Source organism: Streptomyces sp. NPDC050504, assembly GCF_044458065.1.
Lineage (GTDB): Bacteria > Actinomycetota > Actinomycetes > Streptomycetales > Streptomycetaceae > Streptomyces.
Window position 1 is genome coordinate 259,762 of sequence record NZ_JBITHO010000010.1, and the last position, 23,160, is coordinate 282,921.

At 71.1% G+C, this 23,160-nt stretch carries 21 protein-coding genes; 15 read left to right on the forward strand and 6 right to left on the reverse strand.

Features of this window, described 5'->3' with window-relative positions; genetic code table 11:
• Positions 1-209: 209 nt before the first annotated feature.
• From ACIBNE_RS33135 to ACIBNE_RS33160, 6 genes are all read left to right on the forward strand, one after another.
• The gene (locus tag ACIBNE_RS33135; RefSeq protein ID WP_399278211.1) at positions 210-1,073 is read left to right on the forward strand and encodes a helix-turn-helix domain-containing protein; all 864 of its coding nucleotides are present in this window, start codon (positions 210-212) and stop codon (positions 1,071-1,073) included.
• 57 nt (positions 1,074-1,130) lie between these two features.
• Positions 1,131-2,588, forward strand: coding sequence for an aldehyde dehydrogenase family protein (locus ACIBNE_RS33140; RefSeq protein ID WP_399278213.1), 1,458 nt, complete (start codon positions 1,131-1,133; stop codon positions 2,586-2,588).
• 75 nt (positions 2,589-2,663) lie between these two features.
• Positions 2,664-3,209, forward strand: a complete 546-nt coding sequence (locus ACIBNE_RS33145) for a DinB family protein (protein ID WP_399278214.1) — start codon at positions 2,664-2,666, stop codon at positions 3,207-3,209.
• An 84-nt stretch (positions 3,210-3,293) separates the two neighbouring features.
• Positions 3,294-3,938 (forward strand): PadR family transcriptional regulator, encoded by a 645-nt coding sequence (locus tag ACIBNE_RS33150; RefSeq protein ID WP_399278216.1) that lies wholly within the window; start codon positions 3,294-3,296, stop codon positions 3,936-3,938.
• 123 nt (positions 3,939-4,061) lie between these two features.
• Complete coding sequence (locus tag ACIBNE_RS33155) at positions 4,062-4,973, forward strand: ATP-binding cassette domain-containing protein (RefSeq protein ID WP_399278372.1); 912 nt, start codon at positions 4,062-4,064, stop codon at positions 4,971-4,973.
• Positions 4,974-5,107: 134 nt separating this feature from the next.
• Complete coding sequence (locus tag ACIBNE_RS33160; RefSeq protein ID WP_399278374.1) at positions 5,108-5,854, forward strand: ABC transporter permease; 747 nt, start codon at positions 5,108-5,110, stop codon at positions 5,852-5,854.
• 594 nt (positions 5,855-6,448) lie between these two features.
• Here the strand turns inward: ACIBNE_RS33160 and ACIBNE_RS33165 are convergent.
• Both ACIBNE_RS33165 and ACIBNE_RS33170 read right to left on the reverse strand, forming a co-directional pair.
• Positions 6,449-7,321 carry an NUDIX domain-containing protein gene (locus ACIBNE_RS33165; RefSeq protein ID WP_399278218.1) on the reverse strand — a complete coding sequence of 291 codons (873 nt, stop codon included), beginning with the start codon at positions 7,319-7,321 and terminating at the stop codon, positions 6,449-6,451.
• Between the two features lie 88 nt (positions 7,322-7,409).
• On the reverse strand, positions 7,410-7,862 hold the full coding sequence (locus tag ACIBNE_RS33170) for a hypothetical protein (protein ID WP_399278219.1): 453 nt from the start codon (positions 7,860-7,862) through the stop codon (positions 7,410-7,412).
• 158 nt (positions 7,863-8,020) lie between these two features.
• Between ACIBNE_RS33170 and ACIBNE_RS33175 the strand changes: the two genes are divergently transcribed.
• Positions 8,021-9,265, forward strand: coding sequence for an XRE family transcriptional regulator (locus ACIBNE_RS33175; protein WP_399278221.1), 1,245 nt, complete (start codon positions 8,021-8,023; stop codon positions 9,263-9,265).
• Positions 9,256-9,771 carry a GNAT family N-acetyltransferase gene (locus ACIBNE_RS33180; RefSeq protein WP_399278223.1) on the forward strand — a complete coding sequence of 172 codons (516 nt, stop codon included), beginning with the start codon at positions 9,256-9,258 and terminating at the stop codon, positions 9,769-9,771. Before ACIBNE_RS33175 ends, ACIBNE_RS33180 begins: the two co-directional genes overlap by 10 nt.
• Positions 9,772-10,104: 333 nt before the next feature.
• Here ACIBNE_RS33180 and ACIBNE_RS33185 read toward each other — a convergent pair whose 3' ends face one another.
• Positions 10,105-11,532 carry a glutamate decarboxylase gene (locus tag ACIBNE_RS33185; protein ID WP_399278225.1) on the reverse strand — a complete coding sequence of 476 codons (1,428 nt, stop codon included), beginning with the start codon at positions 11,530-11,532 and terminating at the stop codon, positions 10,105-10,107.
• A 212-nt stretch (positions 11,533-11,744) separates the two neighbouring features.
• Here ACIBNE_RS33185 and ACIBNE_RS33190 point away from each other — a divergent pair, with 212 nt between their 5' ends.
• Positions 11,745-12,503, forward strand: coding sequence for a MerR family transcriptional regulator (locus tag ACIBNE_RS33190; RefSeq protein WP_399278227.1), 759 nt, complete (start codon positions 11,745-11,747; stop codon positions 12,501-12,503).
• Between the two features lie 15 nt (positions 12,504-12,518).
• Here the strand turns inward: ACIBNE_RS33190 and ACIBNE_RS33195 are convergent, their stop codons facing one another.
• Entirely contained in the window at positions 12,519-12,884 is a 366-nt protein-coding gene (locus ACIBNE_RS33195) for a YbjQ family protein (RefSeq protein ID WP_399278229.1), read from the reverse strand.
• Positions 12,885-13,002: 118 nt separating this feature from the next.
• Here ACIBNE_RS33195 and ACIBNE_RS33200 point away from each other — a divergent pair, with 118 nt between their 5' ends.
• Complete coding sequence (locus ACIBNE_RS33200) at positions 13,003-13,680, forward strand: DedA family protein (protein ID WP_399278231.1); 678 nt, start codon at positions 13,003-13,005, stop codon at positions 13,678-13,680.
• 194 nt (positions 13,681-13,874) lie between these two features.
• Here ACIBNE_RS33200 and ACIBNE_RS33205 read toward each other — a convergent pair whose 3' ends face one another.
• Together ACIBNE_RS33205 and ACIBNE_RS33210 are read right to left on the reverse strand one after the other, a co-directional pair.
• Positions 13,875-15,554 (reverse strand): threonine/serine exporter family protein, encoded by a 1,680-nt coding sequence (locus ACIBNE_RS33205; protein ID WP_399278233.1) that lies wholly within the window; start codon positions 15,552-15,554, stop codon positions 13,875-13,877.
• Between the two features lie 159 nt (positions 15,555-15,713).
• Positions 15,714-16,208: an inorganic diphosphatase gene (locus ACIBNE_RS33210; protein ID WP_399278376.1), complete on the reverse strand. Its 495-nt coding sequence runs from the start codon at positions 16,206-16,208 to the stop codon at positions 15,714-15,716.
• 56 nt (positions 16,209-16,264) lie between these two features.
• Between ACIBNE_RS33210 and dacB the strand changes: the two genes are divergently transcribed.
• The 5 genes from dacB (at position 16,265) to ftsH (ending at position 23,108) form a co-directional block, all read left to right on the forward strand.
• Complete coding sequence (gene dacB / locus ACIBNE_RS33215) at positions 16,265-17,731, forward strand: D-alanyl-D-alanine carboxypeptidase/D-alanyl-D-alanine-endopeptidase (protein WP_399278235.1); 1,467 nt, start codon at positions 16,265-16,267, stop codon at positions 17,729-17,731.
• Between the two features lie 197 nt (positions 17,732-17,928).
• On the forward strand, positions 17,929-19,068 hold the full coding sequence (locus ACIBNE_RS33220; protein ID WP_399278237.1) for a zinc-dependent metalloprotease: 1,140 nt from the start codon (positions 17,929-17,931) through the stop codon (positions 19,066-19,068).
• A 199-nt stretch (positions 19,069-19,267) separates the two neighbouring features.
• Positions 19,268-20,299 carry a tRNA lysidine(34) synthetase TilS gene (gene tilS / locus ACIBNE_RS33225; protein WP_399278239.1) on the forward strand — a complete coding sequence of 344 codons (1,032 nt, stop codon included), beginning with the start codon at positions 19,268-19,270 and terminating at the stop codon, positions 20,297-20,299.
• Between the two features lie 54 nt (positions 20,300-20,353).
• Positions 20,354-20,893, forward strand: coding sequence for a hypoxanthine phosphoribosyltransferase (hpt, locus tag ACIBNE_RS33230; protein ID WP_399278378.1), 540 nt, complete (start codon positions 20,354-20,356; stop codon positions 20,891-20,893).
• 193 nt (positions 20,894-21,086) lie between these two features.
• A complete protein-coding gene (gene ftsH / locus ACIBNE_RS33235; protein ID WP_399278241.1) occupies positions 21,087-23,108 on the forward strand; it encodes an ATP-dependent zinc metalloprotease FtsH in 2,022 nt (673 codons plus the stop codon).
• The last annotated feature ends 52 nt before the right edge of the window (positions 23,109-23,160 follow it).

Consider the following 23,160-nt stretch of genomic DNA (forward strand, 5'->3'; position numbering starts at 1 on the left):
CAGGGCAGATGCAAGGGCAGATGCACGTGCACGCGCCGGACCTGTCCATGACCGTGCCGTTTCTTGCTCATATCTTCCCCAGGTTCTCTTCGCGTCTTTCCCAAAGGCTTCTCATTTCCGTAATCGAATGAGTACGGGCTGAAGCGTTTTGATGGCAGAATCCGGCAGTCGGGGGCGACAGCACAGCGACGGATGGGGAGGGTGGACCGGTGACCGCAGCCGAGTCGAGCGGATCCGTGGTGCGGCGCATCCTCCTGGGCTCACAGCTCAGGCGGCTCCGCGAATCGCGAGGGATCACGAGAGAAGCGGCCGGCTACTCGATCCGCGCTTCCGAATCGAAGATCAGCCGCATGGAGTTGGGACGGGTGAGCTTCAAGGCGAGGGACGTCGAAGACCTGCTGACCCTCTACGGAGTCACGGACGAGGCGGAGCGCGAGTCGCTCCTCAACCTCGCGCGCGAGGCCAACGTGGCCGGGTGGTGGCACTCCTACGGCGACGTGCTGCCCGGGTGGTTCCAGACCTACATCGGCCTCGAAGGCGCCGCCTCCCTCATCCGCATCTACGAAGTGCAGTTCGTGCACGGCCTGTTGCAGACCGAGGCGTACGCGCACGCGGTCGTCTCGCGCGGCATGCCGAACTCGGCGTGCGCGGAGGTCGACCGCAGGGTCGCGCTCCGCCTGGAGCGCCAGAAGGTGCTCGTCTCCGAGCGGGCGCCGCGCTTCCACGCGGTGCTCGACGAGGCGGCGCTGCGCCGCCCGTACGGAGAACGCGACGTGATGCGCGGCCAGTTGAAGCACCTCATCGAGATCAGTGAACAGCCCAACGTGACGCTCCAGGTCATGCCGTTCAGCTACGGCGGGCACGCGGGCGAGAGCGGCGCCTTCACCATGCTGCGCTTCCCCGAGTCCGACCTCTCCGACCTGGTCTACCTGGAGCAGCTGACCAGCGCGCTCTACCTGGACAAGCCGGAGGAGGTCGCCCTGTACGAAAGGGCGATGGAACGGCTCCAGGAGGAGAGCCCGGGGCCCGAGGAGAGCCGCGATCTTCTCCGCGGCCTCCTCCAACTCTCCTGAGACATCAGTACGATGAAATCTCCTCACCGGGAGTCTGCACCTGCAGTAAGGGATCGCATGTCCTTCTTCACCGAGCTGGCCCACCAGTACATCGACGGCGCGTGGCGAACCGGCTCCGGGTCGTGGGACATCATCGACTTCAACCCCTACAACGGCGAGAAGCTCGCGGCGATCACGGTGGCGACGGTCGCCGAGGTCGACGAGGCGTACCGGGCCGCCGAGCGGGCGCAGCGGACCTGGGCGGCGACCAACCCGTTCGAGCGCAGACTCGTCCTGGAGCGCGCGCTGGTGGTCGCCGCCGAGCGCCGGGACGAGATCATCGACGCGATCATCGACGAGACGGGCAGCACGCGCTCCAAGGCGGAGCACGAGGTCAGGCTCGGGCTCGACTTCATGCGCGAGGCGATCCAGCAGGCGGTGCGGCCCGAGGGGCGCATCCTGCCGTCGCCCACGGACGGCAGGGAGAACCGCGTCTACCGGCTGCCGGTGGGCGTCGTCGGCGTCATCGGCCCGTTCAACTTCCCGTTCCTGGTGACCGTGAAGTCCGTCGCGCCCGCGCTGGCCCTGGGCAACGCGGTCGTGGTCAAGGCCAACCAGAACGCCCCGGTGACCGGCGGCGCGCTGATCGCCCGGATCTTCGAGCAGGCGGGGCTCCCGGCGGGGCTGCTCAACGTGCTGGTCACGGACATAGCCGAGATCGGCGACGCGCTGATCGAGCACCCCGTGCCGCAGGTCATCTCCTTCACCGGCTCCGACCGCACGGGCCGGCACGTCGGCGCGGTCGCCGCGAGCCACTTCAAGCGCACGGTGCTCGAACTGAACGGCAACGGCGCGCTGGTGGTGCTGGAGGACGCGGACGTCGACTACGCGGTCGAGGCCGCGATCTTCAGCCGGTTCACCTTCCAGGGCCAGGTCTGCATGGCCGCCAACCGCATCCTGCTGGACCGCTCGATCGAGGCGGAGTTCACCGAGAAGTTCGTCGCCGAGGTGAAGGCGCTGCGCACCGGCGACCCGCGCGAGCCCGACACGCAGCTCGGCCCGGTCATCAACACCTTCCACGCGGACGCCCTGACGGGCGTGGTGGACCAGGCGATCGCGGACGGCGCGACGGCGCTGGTGCGGGGCAGGACGCGCGGCAACCTCGTCGAGCCGACGGTCCTCACCGGCTTCCCCGAGGGCGCCCCGATGCTGCGCCAGGAGCTGTTCGGCCCGGTCGTGGTCCTCGTGCCGTTCGACGGCGAGGACGAGGCGGTGCGGATCGCCAACGACACCCCGTACGGCCTGAGCGGCGCGGTGCACACCCGGGACGTGGAGCGGGGCGTACGGTTCGCCAAGCGCGTCGTCGCCGGGATGTTCCACGTCAACGACTCCACGATCCAGGACGACCCGCTGGTCGCGTTCGGCGGCGAGAAGGCGTCCGGGGTGGGGCGGCTGAACGGGGACGCGGCGGTGGAGGCGTTCACCACGCAGAAGTGGATCTCGGTGCAGCACGGCAGGACGGACTTCCAGCTGTAGCCCATTGAGGACAGTAGCTGTCCGCAAGACCCCGTACCTTCGGAGTATCGGAAACGGCCGAGAAGGGCGGACACCATGGTCATGCACGTTCCCGCAGAGGCGCACGGCGACGAGCGCGGCGCGCTCCTGGCGTTCCTGGACGAGCAGCGCGGCGGCATCAGGCGGACGCTGCTCGGCCTGAGCGACGAGCAGGCGGCGACGAAGCCGAGCGCCAGCGAGCTCTCGCTGTCCGGGCTGCTCAAGCACGTCGCCGAGGCCGAGGAGGGCTGGATCTCCCGGGCGAAGGGCGTCGCCCCGGCCGTCGCGCGCGACGAGACGAACTGGCACGAGTGTTTCGTGCTGGTCCGCGACGAGACGGTGGCGGGCCAGCTGGCGTACTGGGACCGGGTCGCGGCGCGCACCGAGGAGTTCATCCGGGGGCTGCCCAGCCTGGACGAGACGTTCGCGCTGCCGGACGAGCCGTGGTTCCCCAAGGAGGACGTCTCGATGCGCTGGGTGCTGCTGCGGCTGATCACCGAGGTGGCGCGGCACGCCGGGCACGCGGACGTGATCCGCGAGTCCCTGGACGGCAAGACGGCGTTCACGCTGGTCGACGAGGCGCGGGCGGCGCGGGAGGACTAGCGGGACCGGAGGGCCGGGGCGGGCACGGGCGGGGGGCCGAAGGTAGCCTAGTCAAAATTGAGTAGGCACCTCGGAGGCCCCCTGATGTCAGCGATCCGGCTGCTGGTCCTGGGCGCCGTGCGGCAGCACGGCCGCGCACACGGCTACCAGGTCCGCAACGACCTGGAGTACTGGGGCGCCCACGAGTGGTCCAACGCCAAGCCCGGCTCGATCTACCACGCGCTCAAGCAGATGGCGAAGCAGGGGCTGCTGCTCGCCCACGAGACGGCGCCCAGTGCGGTCGGCGGCCCGCCGAGGGTCGAGTACGAGCTCACGGAGGCCGGCACCGAGGAGTTCCTGCGGCTGCTGCGGGACTCCCTCACCGCGCACGACCGGGGGACCGACGTCCTGTCGGCGGCCGTCGGCTTCATCGTGGAGCTCCAGCGCGCGGAGGCCGTCGCGCTGCTCAAGGAGCGGGTGCGGGGCCTGGAGGCGTGGCGCGCGGGCGTCACGGACTTCTACGTGCCCGAGGAGGGGCCCGAACCGCTCGGCCACATCGGCGAGATCATGAACATGTGGGTGCACTCGGCCGACGCGGGCGCGGAGTGGACGCGGGGCCTGATCGAGCGGATCGAGCGGGGCGCGTACACCTTCGCGGGGGAAGCGGGCGAGCGGTTCGTCGGGGTGCTGGCCGATGGCGAGGAGAACCCGTACGCGACGGGGGAGCGGCACCCGGGGGACGATCGGTAGTCAAGCTTGACTAACGCCGAAGGCGGCGTTACCTTCTCCTCTCGCCCGTAGCTAGTCAAACTTGATTAGCGAGACGGGTTCGGCCGGGAAGGACGGATCTTGACTGACACGGACGCGATCGTCATGGACGGAGTCCGCAAGAGGTACGGCGAGAAGCACGCGCTCGACGGCCTCGACCTGAGAGTGCGGCGCGGCACGGTGCACGGGGTGCTCGGCCCCAACGGCGCGGGCAAGACCACCGCCGTACGCATCATGGCCACGCTGCTGCGCGCCGACGGGGGCCGGGTGGTGGTCGCGGGGCACGACGTGCGCGTCGACCCGGCGGGGGTGCGCCGCCGCATCGGGCTGCTCGGCCAGCACGCCGCGCTGGACGAGGAGCTGGGCGGGCGGCAGAACCTGGAGATGTTCGGCAGGCTGCACCACCTCGGCGCACGGCGCGCGGGCGCCCGCGCCGACGAACTGCTGGCCCGCTTCGGCCTGGAGGACACCGGCCGCAAGGCCGTCAAGCAGTACAGCGGGGGCATGCGGCGCCGCCTCGACCTCGCCGCCTCCCTGATCACCGACCCCGAGGTGCTCTTCCTCGACGAGCCGACGACCGGGCTCGACCCGCGCGGCAGGGCCGAGGTCTGGGCGTCGGTGCGCTCCCTGGTCGGCACCGGCACCTCCGTGCTCCTCACCACGCAGTACCTGGAGGAGGCCGACCAGCTCGCCGACCGGATCTCGGTCGTCGACGGCGGGCGGGTCATCGCGGACGGCACGGCGGACGAACTCAAGGCGAAGGTCGGCGGCGACCGCGTCGAGGTCACCCTGCGCGACATCGCCGAACTCCCGCACGCGGCACGGCTGCTGGGCGCGGACGCCGAGGTGGACGAGGCGCGGGGGACGGTCAGCGCGCCCGCGCCCGACCGGATGGCGGCGCTCACGGGGGCCGTACGGGCCCTGGAAGGGGCCGGGATCGCGGCACAGGACGTCGCGGTGCGCAGGCCGACGCTCGACGAGGTGTTCCTGCACCTCACGAAGGAGGGGGAAGCGTGAGCCTCGACTCGGTGCGGGAGAGGGACGGCGGGCGCGGGGCGGGCCGCGGCGCGGTGCGGGAGAGGGGCGGCGGGGGCGGCCAGGGCGGCGCGGGCCTCGGCGCGGGTCTCGGCGCGGTCACCGATTCCTGGACGATGACCCGGCGGGAGCTGGCGCACTGGGCGCGGCAGCCCGTGCAGGTGGTGGTGGGCCTCGTCTTCCCCGTGATGCTCATGCTGATGTTCGGCTACCTGATCGGGGGCGGGCGGGGCGTCGAGGGCGAGTACGTGGAGTTCCTCGTGCCCGGCATGCTGGCGATGGCCATGGGCTTCGGGCTCGACGCGACGATGGTCGCGGTCACCCAGGACCTCAACAAGGGCGTCATCGACCGCTTCCGGTCGATGCCGATGGCCAACGGGGCGGTGCTGGTGGGCCGTTCCGCCGCCGACATGCTCCAGTCGGCGGTGTCCCTCGTCGTCCTCGTCGGGGTCGGCCTCGCGATGGGCTGGCGCTGGCACGGCTCGTTCACGGCGGCGCTGGGGGCGCTGGGGCTGCTGTTGCTGTTGCGGTTCGCGATGCTGTGGATCGGCATCTACCTGGCGCTGGTCGCCGGCAAGCCCGAGATGGTCGTGGCCGTACAGATCCTGGTGTGGCCCGTCGCCTTCCTCTCCAACGCGCTGGCGGATCCCGGGACGATGCCGGGGTGGCTGGGGGCGACGGTGGAATGGAACCCGATGTCGGCGACGGCGACGGCGGTACGGGACTTGTTCGGCAACCCGGGAGTGGGGGGCGGATCCTGGGCCTCCGACCACGCGACGCTGCTTGCGGTGGCGTGGCCGGTGGGGTTGGTGGCGGTGTTCTTCCCCTTGGCGGCGGCGAGGTTCGCCCGCTTGGACCGGTAGGGGGGCGGGGTCCTTTTGAGGTCCCGTTGCCTCGGGTGCGGCGTTTTGCGCGGCACGGGGTGCGGGTCCTTGTTGGGGTCCCGTTGCCTCGGGGTGCCGTTTTTTGCGCAGTTCCCCGCGCCCCTGGGTGGATGGGGTGATCCGGTCACTGGGGTGATTGTCCGGGGGGCCGGGGGCGCTCCAGGGTGCACTCCTCGGATCACGAGCCGTGGCCGTTTGCAGTCCTGGGTAACCCGGGTCTTGGCTCGTGCTCCTGCGGGGAGCACCCTTCCGACCCCCACCCCGGTGCGACGCGGGGTGCCCGGGGGCACGGCCCTCGCGGAGGGGTGACGGTCCCCGTGCCGGGGGTGAACTCGTGCGTGCCGGTGGTGGCTTGCCCGTGGCCTCGCGCCCCTGACGGGGCCCTGTGCGGGGCGGGTCCGTTCGGCACGGGTTGCGCCCCGTTAGGGGCGCGGGGAACTGCGCGAGGGTGGGGCAGGTGCCGCGCGTTCCCATCCCGCGTAAGCGGGCTCGCCACCGGCAGGTTTTCGGGAAGGGGTGGGGAGGGGCCCTGCCCGCCGCAGGCGAAAGGCGGCGCCCCTGGGGCGCGCCCGCCTACACCCGGGCGGGCTCCCCACGCTGGTAGAGCGGCAGGCGCATCCCGAACTCGTACGCGCGGGCGGCGGCGCGGATGCGGGCGGCCTGGTACGGCAGGGCGTGCTTGTCCAGGTCGCCCATGGGCACCCACCGCAGCGCGGACAACTCGGCGATAGCGCTCTCCGGAAGGCGCACGGCACGGGCCTCCTGGGGCGTCAGAATCCCCCCGTCCACGACGATGTTGATGCCCTCGGCGCTGTCCTCGTGCGCGGGCATCTGGTCGATCATCAGCGCGTGCGAGATGTGGCGGCGCAGCCCGGTCTCCTCGAACAGCTCCCGCGCGGCAGCCGCCGCCACCGTCTCGTCCGGATGCGCGCCCCCACCGGGGAGTTGCCACCCGAGGCGGCTGTCCGCGTGCTTGTACGTCGGCTTCACCAGGAGGACGGATCCGTCCTGGTCGCGGATGAGGACGACGGCGCCGATGCGGCGGCGGGGCGGGTTGGCAGGGTCGATGTCGGCGTGCGCCATGGGCATTCCGTTCTCCAGAAGGGTTGAGAAGTCCCGCAGCCCGGAGGACACGGGGAGCAGATGACCGCCGGGGTGGTCGGCGAACAGTTCGCACGGCGCTCCGCAGGGGTCCATGACCTGGACACGGGAGTCGGTGTGCTGCCAGCGCACCCACACCGCACGCCCGGAGGGTCCGGGCAGGAACAGCAGGTGCGCGGCGTGGTCCGCGTCGCCGTGCCGGGTCAACTCGCACTCCACGGACGGCAGTACGTCCTGCGGATCGGCATCACCGCCGGCGAGTTCGACGGCACGGCCCACCACTGGGGGCGAGTAGAAGAAGCGTTCGGAGCAGCGGTTCACGAAGGGGTCCCCCAGGGACTTCATGGGCGTACGAGGGGTGCGGCGAGGAGCCAGCCGATCGCGGCCCACGCGGCGAACGTGGCCGCGAAGACGAGCGCGGTACGCAGGTACTTCACGTGCGGGCGGGGCGCGGGATGCGGGGCGTTCGGCGGTACGCCCGTATCGGGGGCACGACACCCACACGTACGGCATGCAGCACGTACGTCCCGGTGTGATCGGTCGCCGAGACGGTGACGGGCAGCCCGTGGCGCAGCCGCTCGTACGCCACCTGCCGACTCGCCGGATCCGCACACCACGCCCGCAACTCAGCGGGCACGCTGGGAAGTTCGTTCAGTGCGGGACTGGTCACCAGTACGCCCCGCTGCGCGGGCTCGACCCAGTGCGCGTCCGGGCCGGGATCGAGCCCGTCCGCCACCCGATGCGCCTGCGCGAACAGCCACCCCACCGCCATCCCCACGTACGGAGTGCGGAAGATCCCGAGCGCCACCCGCACCGGACCGCCGTTCACCGACCCCGTGGCGGACACTTCCGCGCGGTAGTTGCAACGGGTCAGGTCCGTGGTCATCGAAGCACCTCTTCGTGGTGGCAGTGGTTGCGACAGGACAAGTCCACCTGCGGGCCACCTGCGGTGACAGGTGCTTTTGTCGGCCGACGGGTGCGTGAACCCGGTGATTTTTACCTTCGAGCTATCGCTCTGGGTTTCCATGCCACTACCGTGCGCGCATGGCGGAGAATCGGGTGCTCGCCGAGGCCATGGCAGAACTCGGCCTCTCCCAGGCGGGTTTGGCCCGCAGGATCAATACCGAGAACGAAGTGCTGACCGGGCGGGAGGGGCGTCTGACGGACCGAGACGTGCGGCGCTATCTCGAAGGCAAGACCTTGTGGCCGCACGCAAGGCAGCGGCTCTGCCTTGAGGAGGTGTTCGGACGCCCGGCCGTCGAACTAGGGTTTGTCCCGCGGGGTAAGACTGTCCAGGCCCCGCCGGAGGACTCTGTGCACCGCCGTACTTTTGTCACAGCCGCAAGCGGCACTGCCCTCACCACAGCCACCCCCGGCTTGTCCCGCCTCGGGATGAGCGATGTGCTTCGGTACGAGCGTGAGTACGTCCAAATTCTTGAGGACGACTGGAGGGTCGGTGGGGCGAGGCGGGTGGAAGCCGCTGCGGTTGAACTGTCCGTGCGCATCACGTCGACGCTTTCGACGGGGAACGCTTCTCCGCGGGTTCGCCAGAAGTTGTACTCCCTGGCCTCTGATGCGATCAGCACAGCGGCCTTCGCCGCAATCGACGCCAAGGCGTGGAGCCGAGCACGCAAGCATTTGGACAGAGCAGTCACATTCGCGGGGCTGTCCGGAGACAGCGAGACCCAGTACCACGTGTGGAATCACCTTGCGATGACGGCCGGACAGCGAGGGGACTTCATCGAGGTGGCGGCGGCCGCTGATGCCATGAAGTCGTTGTGGGTCGCCCGGTGCGACCCTGCATATGCCTCCCTCGCCCACATGCGCAACGCAAGAGCACTGGCGCGGAGCCACCAGCGCAGTGACGCCTTGAAGGCCCTCGCAGCGGCAGAGAAATCCTTCGCCCGCAGCGCGGAAGGCGACCGGCCGACATGGATCGGCTTTTACGACCAGAGTGAGGTCGACGGCCTCTCTGCGAGCCTGTGGTTCTCCCTGGGAGACTTTGACCGGGCCGAATACTTCTTCCACAGGACACTGTCGGGCATTCGGCCGGAGTTGGTGCGGAACCGTGCTCTGTACTCGGCTCATCTCGCGCTGGCCCAGGCCAGTCAGGGGGAGCTGGAACTGGCCTGCTCAACAGGGCAGAGCGCCTACGAAATGCTCACCCCGGGATCAGGGTCGAAGCGCACCACGGACACATTGGGGAAGGTCCGGCAACTAGTCGCTTCGGCAGGCTCGACCGCGTCCGAAATCACCGCCTGGATCGAGAGGTCACAGCAGTGGAGCTGAAGCACTACGGCCAAGAGCACGCGCAGGACATCCGGACCATGCTTCTGGACATCCACGACGAGGTCTACGAAGGCATGCCCGGGGCCTTCGACTCCCGGGAGCGTTTCGCGCGGTTCGTCGACGGGTGGAGCGGCAGGGACGGATGGGTCTGCGTGGTCGGCTTCGACGAAGGGGAGGCCGTGGGGTATGCCTACGGTGCGCCCTTCAGTCCGGGCGGCTGGTGGCGCGGCTCCGAACGGCCCGGGAACCTGGAAGAAACGGAACGGGCTTTCGCCCTATCCGAGTTGATGGTGCTGCCGCGCTGGCGCAAGACGGGCGCCTCGCTTGAACTGCACGACGGGCTCCTCGCGGGCAGGGACGAGGAGGCGGTCACGTTGTTCGTCGACCTGTCGCACCCCAAGGTCGTGGCGCTGTACGAAGCGTGGGGGTACGAGAAGGTCGACGAGTCGAAGCCGTACGACGACTCCCCGACGTACGCGGTGATGCTGAAGCGGCTCACGTCGTGAAGCCCGTACGGGGGACGGTCACCCCTCCGCGAGGGCCGTGTCCTCCGGGACCGCAGGGGCTCCCCGGGGTGGGGGTCGGAAGGGTGCTCCCCGCAGGAGCACGAGCCAAGACCCGGGCTATCCAGGACTGCAAACGGTTCCGGCTCGTGATCTGAGGAGTGCACCCTGGAGCGCCCCCGGCCCCCCGGGCAATCCATCCCCGTGACCGGGTCACCCCATCCACCTAGGGGCGCGGGGAACTGCGCAAAAAACGACGCCCCCGTGCAACGGGACCCCAACAAGGGCCCCGCACCCCGTGCCGCGCAAAACGCCGCCCCCAGGCAACGCGCCCACCTAGTGGTGGAACCCCGACACCTGACCGGCGCCCCCGGCGCCCCCCGCGCCCCCCGCGTCCAACTCCCGTACCGCCCATTCGAGATCCCCCACCAGCAGCGCCGCCAGGTCCGCCGAGAAGCCGTTCCTGCACACCACGCGCAGCACCGCCAGGTCCTGGCGGTCCGCCGGGAAGGTGTACGCGGGGACCAGCCACCCCCGCTCCCGCAGTCGGCGCGACACGTCGAAGACGTTCCACCCCGTGACCGCCGGATCCCCCGCCGTCGTGACGGCGAACACCGGCAGCTGATCGCCCCGCGTCAGGAGCCGGAACCGCCCCGTCGCCTCGATGCGCTCCGCCAGCCCCCGGGCCACGTCCCGCGACGCCTGCTGGACGGCCCGGTAGCCGGCGCGCCCCAGGCGCAGGAACGTGTAGTACTGCGCCACCACCTGCGCGCCCGGCCGGGAGAAGTTCAGCGCGAACGTCGGCATGTCACCGCCCAGGTAGTTCACCCGGAACACCAGCTCCTCGGGCAGCGCTTCGGCCGACCGCCACAGTGCCCACCCCACTCCGGGGTACACGAGCCCGTACTTGTGCCCCGACGTGTTGATCGACGCGACCCGGGGCAGCCGGAAGTCCCAGACCAGGTCCTCGTCGAGGAAGGGCGCGACCATCGCGCCCGACGCCCCGTCCACGTGGACGGGCACGGAGAGGCCGGTTCGGGACTCCAGCTCGTCCAGCGCCGCGCACACCTCCGCCACCGGCTCGTACGACCCGTCGAAGGTCGACCCGAGGACGGTCACGACCCCGATGGTGTTCTCGTCGCAGAGCGCCGCGGCCGCCGCAGGGTCGATGTGGAAGCGCTCGCCCTCCATCGGCACGCACCGCGCCTCGACCTCCCAGAAGTTGCAGAACTTCTCCCAGCAGACCTGCACGTTGACGCCCATCACGAGGTTGGGCCGGGCGCTCGCCGGGTACCGGTCGGCGTTCCGCGCCGCCCACCGCCGCTTCAGCGCGAGCCCCGCGAGCATGCACGCCTCGCTCGACCCGGTCGTCGAGCAGCCCACGGCCGCCGCCGGGTCCGGCGCGTGCCACAGGTCGGCGAGCATCGCCACGCACCGCCGCTCCAGCTCGGCCGTCCGCGGGTACTCGTCCTTGTCGATCATGTTCTTGTCCCGGCACTCCGCCATCAGCACCCCGGCCTGCGGCTCCATCCACGTCGTGACGAAGGTGGCGAGGTTGAGCCGGGAGTTGCCGTCCAGCATCAGTTCGTCGTGGACGAGCTGGTACGCGGTGGAGGGCGCGACCGGCCCTTCGGGCAGCCGGTGCTTGGGCGGGGCCGAGGCCATCTGGCCGACCGGGTCGGCCAGCCCGAAGAACGGGTTCACGTCCAGGCGCAGCAGCTCCTCGTTCTCCGGGCGTCCGTTCCCACCGCGGTGCAGTGGCATGTCCGGCTCCTCCCACGCGTACGACGGGCCGAAATCACACTAAGCGGACACGGGCGGGCGCAACACTCGGCGAACCGGCCGCGGGGCCCGCACCCGCGAGGCCCGCACCTGCGGGGCCCGCACCCGCGAGCCCCGCACCCGCGGGGCTTGCACCTCACGCGACGTGAGGAGCCAGGCTGGAGCGCGTACCAAGGAATCGGAGGGACGGAGCGATGGGCTACTCGGTCGGACAGGTCGCGGAATTCGCCGGGATCACCGTGCGCACGCTGCACCACTACGACGAGATCGGGCTGCTGACCCCCGGCGGGCGCAGCCCCGCCGGGCACCGCCGCTACAGCGACGCGGACCTCGACCGGCTCCAGCAGGTCCTCTTCTACCGGGAGCTCGGCTTCCCGCTTGAGGAGGTCCAGGCCCTGCTGGACGACCCGGACACGGACCCCCGCGAGCACCTGCGGCGCCAGCACGCGCTGCTCACCGGCCGCATCGAGACCCTCAAGAAGATGGCCGAGGCCGTCGAGACCGCCATGGAGGCACGGAAGATGGGCATCAACCTCACGCCCGAGGAGAAGTTCGAGGTGTTCGGGGAGCACGACCCGGAGCAGTACGCCGAGGAGGTCGAGGAGCGCTGGGGCGGCACCGCCGCGTACCGCGAGTCGCAGCGCAGGGCCGCCTCGTACACCAAGGAGGACTGGCGGCGGATCAAGGACGAGAACGACGACTGGGGGCGCAGGCTCGCCGCGTACATGGGCACGGGCGCGGGCCCGGAGTCCGAGGGGGCGATGGACCTCGCGGAGGAGCACAGGCAGCAGATCTGCCGGTTCCACTACGACTGCTCGTACGAGATCCACCGCGGGCTCGCCGAGATGTTCGTCGCGGACGAGCGGTTCACGGCCTCGCTCGACGCGTACGGGCCCGGCTTCGCGGCCTACCTCCGGTCGGCGATCCTGGCGAACGCCGACCGGAAGGAGTGAGGCGTACGGCAGGAGTCAGAGGGGCCTGATGACGACGGCCGTGCCGTAGGCGCAGACCTCCGTGCCGACGTCCGCCGCCTCCGTCACGTCGAAGCGGAACGCGAGCACGGCGTTGGCACCGCGGGCCCGCGCCTGCTCGATCAGCCGCTCCATCGCCTGGTTGCGGGTCTCGACCAGCGTCTTGGTCAGCCCCTTCAGCTCCCCTCCGATCATCGACTTCAGCCCCGCGCCGATCTGGCTGCCGAGGTGCCTGGAGCGCACGGTGAGGCCGAAGACCTCGCCGATGACCTGCTGCACCTGATAGCCGGGTACGTCGTTGGTGGTGACCACGAGGACGTCCGACTGGGCGGTCTGACCGCCGCCGTACTCTTCGATACCCATGGGGACAGGCTCCCGTGCCCGCGGGAGGTGCGCCACATGGAACCGGGGTGCACTCCGAAGCGTTGATAGCTTTGGGCAGCCACACAGCCGCCGATCGACCTTCTGGAGCCCGGTAACCGTGAATTCGCTTGCGCTCGGACCGAGCTGGCTCGACCCGGACCACCTGATCGGCACCTTTGGGCTGATCGGGGTCCTGGTCATCGTCTTCGCCGAGTCCGGACTGCTCATCGGGTTCTTCCTGCCCGGTGACTCGCTGCTGTTCACGACGGGCCTGCTGGTCACGGCGGGCAAGCTGGACACCCCGCTGTGGCTGGTGTGCCTCCTGATCGTCCTCGCGGCGGTCATCGGCGACCAGGTCGGTTACCTCTTCGGGCGGAAGGTGGGGCCCGCGCTCTTCAAGCGGCCCGACTCCAAGCTCTTCAAGCAGGAGAACGTCGAGAAGGCGCACGAGTTCTTCGAGAAGCACGGGCCGAAGTCGCTGGTCCTGGCGCGGTTCGTGCCCATCGTGCGGACGTTCACGCCGATCATCGCGGGCGTCAGCCGGATGAACTACCGCTCCTTCATCACGTTCAACGTCATCGGCGGTGTGCTGTGGGGTGCGGGCGTGACGCTGCTGGGCGCGGCGCTCGGGAACGTGGACTTCGTGCACCAGCACATCGAGGCGATCCTGATCCTGATCGTGCTGATCTCGGTGGTCCCGATCGCGATCGAGTTCCTGCGGGCGCGGAGCCAGTCCAAGAAGGGCGGCGGCGACGGCGAGGTGCCCCCGCAGCGGGGCCGCCACGCGAAGCGCTGACCCTTTGCGGGGTGGCGAGCCCGCCAGGGGTTCGTGGGTACGCGCGGCATCTGCCCCGCTCCCGCGCGGTTCCCCGCGCCCCTGACGGGGGCCCTGTGCCGAACGGGACCGTCCGGCACGGACCGTCCGGGGGCGCGGGGAACCGCGCGAGCAACCCACCACCGGGCAGCGGGGCCCGCAACGGCCCCGTACCCCTAGAACCCCCGGGTCCGCTTCGCCGCGCGGCGGTTCCCGCCGCCCGGCGCGCGCAGGAAGAGGCGGGACATCTCGCCCCCGAGGTTCACCCCGATCGCGATCGCGAGCGCCAGCGCCGCCGCGGTCGACAGCTTCGCCAGCCCCTCGTTGAGGTCGTTCTGCGCGATGGCCAGCAGCCCGAAGTACGTCGCGCTGCCGGGCAGCAGCGGCCCGATCGCCGCCGTCACGTACGGCAGCGCGGACGCGAACCGGTACCGCGACATCAGCTGTCCGAACAGCCCCACGACCCCCGCCGCGACCGCCGTCGCGAGGACGGGCGACAGGTCCCCGGTGTACGCCATGGACCCGAAGATCACCCACGCCACGCCCCCGTTGAGCGTCACGATCAGCACGGTCGACCGCTCCTGTTGGAGCAGCACCGCGAAGCACAGGCTCAGCGCCATCGCCGCGAGCGTCTGCACGACCGGCCGGTCCACGGTCATGTTCGCCGTCGCCGGGTGCAGCCCGGCCCCGAGCGCGAGGCCGAAGTAGAGCATCGTCAGCACGCCGCAGACGATCCCGACGATCAGGTAGCCGACCTCCAGGAGCCGCGCGGAGGCGGTGATGTAGTAGCCGGTCAGCCCGTCCTGCACGCCCGCGACCAGCGCCCGCCCCGGGATCAGCGCGAAGAGCCCGCCGGTGATCACCGCGGAGACCCGTACGTCCACGTGGGTCAGCGTCAGCGCGATGCCCATCGCGGCGGGCGGCATCGCGGCCACCACGAACTGGTAGAACTCCGGCAGCCCGCGCCCCGACGCCAGCCACGCCAGCCGGTCGCCGAGCATCGCGCCGACCGCCGCCGCGAGGAACACGATCAGGTTGCCGCCGACCAGCACCGCCGCCGCCCCGGCGAGCAGCCCGCCCGCGCAGGTCAGCACCCAGCCGGGGTACGGGTGCCGGTTGCGCCGGATCTCCGCGAGGCGCCGGTACGCCTCCTCCAGGGAGATGTCGATCTCCTTGGCGCTGATGTCGTCGACCAGGTGGTAGACCGCGGCCAACCGGGTGTAGTCGGTGCCGCGCCGCCGTACGGTACGGCTCGCCGTCACCGGGTCGTCGATCAGCGAGGGCTGGTACGAGATGGAGAGCAGCGTGAACGTCACGTTGGGCTCGCAGCGGTCGAGCCCGTACGCCTGCGTCACGGCGAACATCGCCGCCTCGACGTCCTCCGCGCCCTCCCCGCCCGCCAGCAGCAGCTCGCCGATGCGCAGGGTCAGGTCGAGCACGCGCGGCACGGCGGGCCCGGCCTCGTCCTGCTTCTGCACGGCCTCGGGGGCGGGCCGGTCGGCGATCGGGGTGCGCAGCATCGCGCGCATCCGGTCCTGCCAGGGCGCGTCCTGCGGCAGCTTGAGGACCGGGATGCCGGACGCCGGGGTGAAGGCGGCAGGCGGGTTGCGGGAGTCGTACGTCCGGGGCGGGGCGAAGGCGGAACCTTCCTGCGCGCCACCGGGAGCGGCGGTGCCGTCGGCGGCGGCCACGAGCCCGGGGGGAACGGCGAACTCCGACGTCGTGGAACCGTCGTCGGTCCCCGTGCCGGGCACCGGGGTCTGCTGGGTGACCTCCACCCCCGACGGCGTCGCGAACGCGCTGCGCGCCTCGTCGGACTGGGGCTTACGGTCCTCCGTCTCGGCAGGCTCCGCCACCGCCACTCCCTCCTCCACTGCCTCTCGTACTGCTCCTGCCACTTCCTTCCCCGCTCCATGCCCAGTATGGGCACGGACATGGGCCCACACGCGCGGCGGGCGGCGCACCCCCGAAGGGTGCGCCGCCCGCCGCGTACGTCCTGTCCGCGCGTTACGCGGTCAGTGGGAGCCGCCCTGCGCCTCCAGGCGCTTGTAGGAGGCCTCGATCTCGGCCTCGGCCTCGGCGCGGCCGACCCAGTCGGCGCCCTCGACCGACTTGCCCGGCTCCAGGTCCTTGTAGACCTCGAAGAAGTGCTGGATCTCCAGGCGGTCGAACTCCGACACGTGGTGGATGTCGCGCAGGTGCTCCACGCGCGGGTCCGAAGCCGGGACGCACAGCAGCTTGTCGTCGCCGCCGGCCTCGTCCGTCATGCGGAACATGCCGATGGCGCGGCAGGTGATGAGGCAGCCGGGGAAGGTCGGCTCGTCCAGCAGGACCAGCGCGTCCAGCGGGTCGCCGTCCTCGCCCAGGGTGTTCTCGACGAAGCCGTAGTCGGCCGGGTAGCTGGTCGAGGTGAAGAGGCGACGGTCCAGACGGATACGACCGGTCTCGTGGTCGACCTCGTACTTGTTCCGCGATCCCTTCGGGATCTCGATGGTGACGTCGAACTCCACGGGTGGCTCCTCCATGATCAACACATACGTCTGGTGATTAAGTGTCCCTCACGCAGATGTGTGATCGCGAAAGGGGCTGGTCAGCCGTGCTTGAGCCAAAGGTGTGGCGCGTCACGGCCTTCTCCGCCGTGCTCGGTCTCGCACTGGCTGCCGGGGTTTCGGCCGTAGCCGGCCCCTGGGACTCCGGTCAGCGTAAGGCCGAGCGGCACCGGGCCGCCGCCCGGGAGGGTACAGGTGGCGCAGATCACGGGCGTGACGGGCGTCCGCCGTCCGGACCCCGTCCGGCCCCCAGCGCACCCGGGGTCCTTGCCGCGCTCGGCGCCCCCGGCGCCCCGCCCGCCGGGCTCGGGGCCGCGCTGGCCCCGCTGCTGAGGGCCCCGGGCCTGGGGACGGTGCGGGCCGCCGCCGTACACGATGCGGTGACGGGCGAGCGGCTGTACGGGGTGGGGGAGACCGTCCCCGTGACGCCCGCGTCCACCACCAAGATCGCCACGTCGGTGGCCGCGCTCGCCGCGCTCGGCCCCGACCACCGCATCGCCACGACGGTGGCCGCGACGCCCGACGGCGGCCGGATCACCCTGGTCGGCGGCGGCGACCCCACGCTGGACGAGGCGCGCCTGACCGCGCTGGCCGACGCCACGGCGCGGGCGGTGCGGGCGGCCGCGAAGCCCGGCGCGAAGCCGGGGGCCGGGTCGGGGGCGAAGCCCGGGGCCACGTCGGTGGCCCTCACGTACGACACCTCCCGCTACACCGGCACCGAACAGCACCCCATCGGCCCGAACAACGAGAACCTCGCGCCGGTCACCGCCCTGATGACCAACGAGGGCCGCCTCGACGACTCCACCAGCGGTACGGCGGACCGCTCGCAGCGGCCCGCGGCCGCGACGGCCCGCACCTTCGCGTCCCTGCTGGCGTCCCGCGGCCTCCCGGTCGCCGACCCCGTGCCGGGCCGCGCCCCGGCCGCCGCGAAGACCGTCGCCCGTACGCACTCCGCGCCCCTCTCGGCCCTCGTCGAGCGGACGCTGACCAACAGCGACAACGACATCGCGGAGGCGCTCGCCCGGCAGACCGCGATCGCCCTCGGCGAGCCGGCGAGCTTCGAGGGGGCGTCGCGCGCCCTGAAGGCCCAGCTGACCAAGCTCGGACTGCCCCTCTCGGGCGCCCACTTCGCGGACGGCAGCGGGCTTGACCGCAACGACAAGGTGACCGCGCGCCTGCTGGCGGCGCTGCTGGCGAAGGCCGCGGACCCGGCGCGGCCGGAGCTGCGCTCCGTCCTCACCGGGCTCCCCGTCGCGGGCTTCACCGGCACCCTCAGCGACCGCTACTCCCCGACGTCGCCGGGGACGGGCCTGGTCCGCGCGAAGACCGGCACGCTGCGGGGCGTGAACACGCTGGCGGGCACGGCGGTCCTGCCGACGGGACGCCTGGTGACGTTCGCCTTCCTGACGACGGGCACGAGTTCCGCGGAAGCGGCCCAACCGGCCCTGGACGCGCTGGCCAACAGGTTGGCCACGACCGGGTGACCGGCGCCCCGCCCTGACGGGCCCGCCCGAGGGGGTGGGTACGCGCGGCGCGTGCCCCACCCTCGCGCAGTTCCCCGTGCCCCCGGGCGGTCCCGCCCCTGGGCGGTCCGCCCGAGCGGGCCCGCCGCCCCGGCCCCGCCCGCTCCGCGCCGCGGAACCCCTCACCACCCCCGCGCCCGACAACGTACGGTTGACGCATGACGAGCATCGGTGGTGCAGGCACGTCCGGCATGGTCGACTGGAACCTCGCGGTGGCGACCGCGACGCGCCTCGTGCGCCCCGGCCCCGACGTCAGCCGCGACGAGGCCCGCGCCGTCGTCGCCGAACTGCGGCGGCACGCCAAGGCGTCGGAGGAACACGTCCGCGCGTTCACCCGGATGATCCCCGAGGGGACGGTGCCCGAGGACACCCCCGTCCTCGTCGTCGACCGCGCGGGCTGGATCAAGGCGAACGTCGCGGGCTTCCGCCAACTCCTCACCCCGCTCCTGGACAAGATGCACGACCGCCGCTCAGGCACCCCCGGCGGCGCCGTGCTCGGCGCGGTCGGCGGCAAGGTCACCGGCGTGGAGCTGGGCATGCTGCTCTCCTTCCTGGCCTCCCGCGTACTGGGCCAGTACGAGACCTTCGCCCCCGCCACCCGCGACCTCCCCGCCTCCGCCAACGGCGGCGGCCGCCTCCTCCTCGTCGCGCCCAACATCGTCCACGTCGAACGCGAACTCGACGTCGACCCGCACGACTTCCGCCTCTGGGTCTGCCTCCACGAGGAGACGCACCGCACGCAGTTCACCGGCGTGCCGTGGCTGCGGGACCACCTGGAGGGCGAGATCCAGTCGTTCCTCGGCGAGACGGACATGGACCCCATGACCGTCCTTGAGCGGCTGCGCGAGGCCGCCCAGTCCCTCGCGGGCGGCAGGCCCGAAGGCGAGGAGGGCGAGCAGGGCCGCAGCATCGTGGAGCTCGTGCAGACCCCGGCGCAGCGCGAGATCCTCGGGCGCCTCACCGCCGTGATGTCCCTGCTCGAAGGGCACGCGGACTACGTGATGGACGGCGTCGGGCCCCAGGTCGTGCCGTCCGTGAACGAGATCAGGGAGAAGTTCCAGCAGCGCCGCGCCAAGGGCGCGTCCCGCCTCGACACGGCCCTGCGCAAGCTGCTCGGCCTCGACGCCAAGCTCCGGCAGTACCGCGACGGCGAACGGTTCGTCCGGGCCGTGGTCGATCAGGTCGGTATGGACGGGTTCAACCGGGTCTGGACGTCCCCGAACACCCTTCCCACCAAGACGGAGATCGCCAAACCGGCGGACTGGATCGCGAGGGTGCACCGTAAGGCAGAGTCCTGACGGAGGGACGGGCGACGGCAGAAGAACGCCCCCGTAATCACCCATCCGAGGGACCGTAGGCCGAGGGTAGGCGTGCAATGCTCGGGGAATGGCTCGGCTCTGTCACCATCGACGCACTCTGAGTGACGAAACTGTGTGACGGCCCCCCGCTCACCGACTTCCGACCTCCTCCCCCGGAACTTCACGAAGGGCACCGGACATGGGTCCCCATCCTGCGGTCGCAGCGATACGCCTGGCGGTCCGCCGCGTACTCCACGACGTACTCAACGACAACTCCAAGAACGGCGACGGCACCGGCCCGAACGGCCGCGCCGACGGCCCGCCCGTGGTGCTGGTGGCGTGCTCCGGCGGCGCCGACTCCATGGCCCTCGCCTCGGCCCTCGCCTTCGAGGCCCCCAAACTCTCCGTCCGGGCCGGTGGCATCACCGTCGACCACGGCCTCCAGGAAGGCTCGGCGGACCGCGCCGCCGAGGTCGCCACCCGGCTCACCGCAATGAACCTCGACCCCGTCGAGGCCGTCGCCGTGACCGTCGGGCGCGAAGGCGGCCCCGAGGCCGCCGCCCGCGACGCGCGCTACGCCGCCCTGGACGCCGCCGCCGAGCGCCACGGCGCCGCCGCGGTCCTGCTCGGCCACACCCGCGACGACCAGGCCGAGACCGTCCTCCTCGGCCTCGCCCGCGGCTCCGGCATCCGCTCCCTGTCCGGCATGGCCGCCACCTCGGGCGCCGCGGGCCGCTACCGCCGCCCCTTCCTCCAGCTCGACCGGCAGACCGCCCGCAAGGCCTGCCTCGTCCAGCAGCTGCCGGTCTGGGACGACCCGATGAACACCGACCCGGCCTACACCCGCTCCCGCCTGCGCCACGAGGGCCTGCCCGCCCTGGAGAAGTCGCTCGGCAAAGGCGTCGTCGAAGCCCTCGCCCGCACCGCCCAGCTCTGCCGCGACGACGCCGACGCCCTGGACACCTGGGCCGTCCAGGCCGCCCCCACCGTGCGCGACGACGCCGGGCTGCTCGTCTGCGACCGGCTCTTCGCCCTGCCCCCCGCGGTGCGCCGCCGGGTGCTGCGCCGCGCCGTGATCGACGCGGGTTCCCCGGCGGGCTCCCTCTTCGCCCGCCACATCGAGGAAGTGGACCGGCTGCTCACGAGCTGGCGGGGCCAGCGGGCCATCAACCTGCCCGGCCGGGTGGAGGCCCGCCGCCAGGGTGGCAGACTGGTGATCCGGCAGAGCTGAGCTCCTCAGTACCACGCAACCCTCAGAAAGCGGCCCCGGGTGAACGAGAAGGACATGGGCACCGACCTCCAGTCGGTGCTCATCACCAAGGAAGAGATCGACGCGAAGCTGGCCGAGCTGGCCGCCAAGGTCGACGCGGAGTACGCGGGCAAGGACCTGCTCCTCGTCGGTGTCCTCAAGGGCGCCGTGATGGTGATGGCGGACCTGGCGCGCGCCCTGTCCACCCCGGTCACCATGGACTGGATGGCCGTCTCGTCCTACGGCGCGGGCACCCAGTCCTCCGGCGTGGTCCGCATCCTCAAGGACCTCGACACCGACATCAAGGGCAAGCACGTCCTGATCGTCGAGGACATCATCGACTCGGGGCTCACGCTCTCCTGGCTGCTGTCGAACCTCGGCTCCCGCGAGCCGGCCTCCCTGGAGGTCTGCACGCTCCTGCGCAAGCCGGACGCCGCGAAGGTGGCGATCGACGTGAAGTGGATCGGCTTCGACATTCCCAATGAGTTCGTCGTGGGATACGGCCTGGATTACGCCGAGAAGTACCGCAATCTCCCGTTCGTCGGCACGCTGGCCCCGCACGTCTACGGCGGCTGAGGCGACGCCAATTCCCGGACGGGCACCGGGAACCCTCACCCGTTTCCCGCCGTTGGAGCATGCGAAGGCGGGATTGTCGGCCTTCCCCGGCCGTCGCGGGTGACAATGCTGGGGTACCGTCCGAAGAACAGTCTTTTCTCACAGCAGCATTTACCTACGGGCAGGAGGGACGGGGCGGCTTCGCCCCGTATGGATGGACGTGAAGCGATACTTCCGTGGGCCGGTCATGTGGATCGTGCTGGCCGTCCTCGCCGTGGTCGTGTTGATGCAGGTCGTCGGCTCGTCGGGCGGCTACAAGACAGTTGACACCGCCGAGGTCGTCCAGGCGATCGACAAGAACCAGGTCGATCAGGTCAAGCTGACCACCGGCGACGAACAGATGATCAAGGCCAACCTCAAGGACGGCCAGAAGGTCAAGGGCAGCAACAAGATCCAGGCCAGCTACATCGGCACCCAGGGCGCCGACCTGGCCGAGAAGCTGCAGGGGAAGTTCGAGAACGGCGACATCAAGGACGGCTACACGGTCTCGCCGTCGAAGCAGTCCCCGTTCGTCTCGATCCTGCTCTCCCTGCTGCCGTTCGTCCTCATCGTGGTCGTCTTCCTGTTCCTGATGAACCAGATGCAGGGCGGCGGCTCCCGCGTCATGCAGTTCGGCAAGTCCAAGGCCAAGCTGATCACCAAGGACACGCCGAAGACGACCTTCGCCGACGTGGCGGGGTCCGACGAGGCCGTCGAGGAGCTCCACGAGATCAAGGAGTTCCTCCAGGAGCCCGCGAAGTTCCAGGCCGTCGGCGCCAAGATCCCCAAGGGCGTGCTGCTCTACGGCCCGCCCGGAACCGGCAAGACGCTCCTCGCGCGTGCCGTCGCGGGCGAGGCGGGCGTCCCCTTCTACTCGATCTCCGGCTCCGACTTCGTCGAGATGTTCGTCGGTGTGGGCGCCTCCCGCGTCCGCGACCTCTTCGAGCAGGCCAAGGCGAACGCCCCGGCGATCGTCTTCGTCGACGAGATCGACGCGGTCGGCCGGCACCGCGGTGCCGGACTCGGCGGCGGTCACGACGAGCGCGAGCAGACCCTCAACCAGCTCCTGGTCGAGATGGACGGCTTCGACGTGAAGGGCGGCGTCATCCTGATCGCCGCCACGAACCGGCCCGACATCCTCGACCCGGCCCTCCTGCGGCCCGGCCGCTTCGACCGGCAGATCGCGGTCGACCGTCCGGACATGCAGGGCCGTCTGGAGATCCTCAAGGTCCACCAGAAGGGCAAGCCCGTCGCCCCGGACGTCGACCTGGCGGCCGTCGCCCGGCGCACGCCCGGCTTCACCGGCGCCGACCTGAGCAACGTCCTCAACGAGGCCGCGCTGCTCACGGCCCGCTCGGACAAGAAGCTGATCGACAACAGCATGCTGGACGAGGCGATCGACCGCGTCGTGGCGGGCCCGCAGAAGCGGACCCGGATCATGTCGGACAAGGAAAAGAAGATCACCGCGTACCACGAGGGCGGCCACGCCCTGGTCGCGGCGGCCTCCCCGAACTCCGACCCGGTCCACAAGATCACGATCCTGTCCCGCGGCCGGGCCCTGGGCTACACCATGGTCCTCCCGGACGAGGACAAGTACTCCACGACCCGCAACGAGATGCTCGACCAGCTGGCGTACATGCTGGGCGGGCGCGCGGCCGAGGAGCTGGTCTTCCACGACCCGACGACGGGCGCTGCCAACGACATCGAGAAGGCCACGACGACGGCCCGCGCGATGGTCACGCAGTACGGCATGACCGAGCGCCTCGGCGCGATCAAGTTCGGCGGCGACAACACCGAGCCGTTCCTCGGCCGGGAGATGGCGCACCAGCGCGACTACTCGGAAGAGGTCGCCGCGCTCGTCGACGAGGAGGTCAAGAAGCTCATCGAGACCGCGCACAACGAGGCGTGGGAGATCCTCGTCGAGAACCGCGACGTCCTCGACAACCTGGTCCTGGAGCTCCTGGAGAAGGAGACCCTGGGCAAGGAGGAGATCGCCGAGATCTTCGCGCCGATCGTGAAGCGCCCGGCCCGCCCGGCGTGGACCGGCTCCTCGCGCCGCACCCCGTCGACGCGTCCGCCGGTCCTCTCCCCGAAGGAGCTGGCCCTCACCAACGGGGCGGCTGGCACCAACGGCTCGGCCCCCGCGGACGCCGCCCCCTCGGCGGAGCCCGTCCCGGAGGAGCGCCCGGAGGCGTAGGCCTCCCGGCTCCCGGCAGCCCCGGAATGCAGCCCGCGGCCCCCAGGTTCTA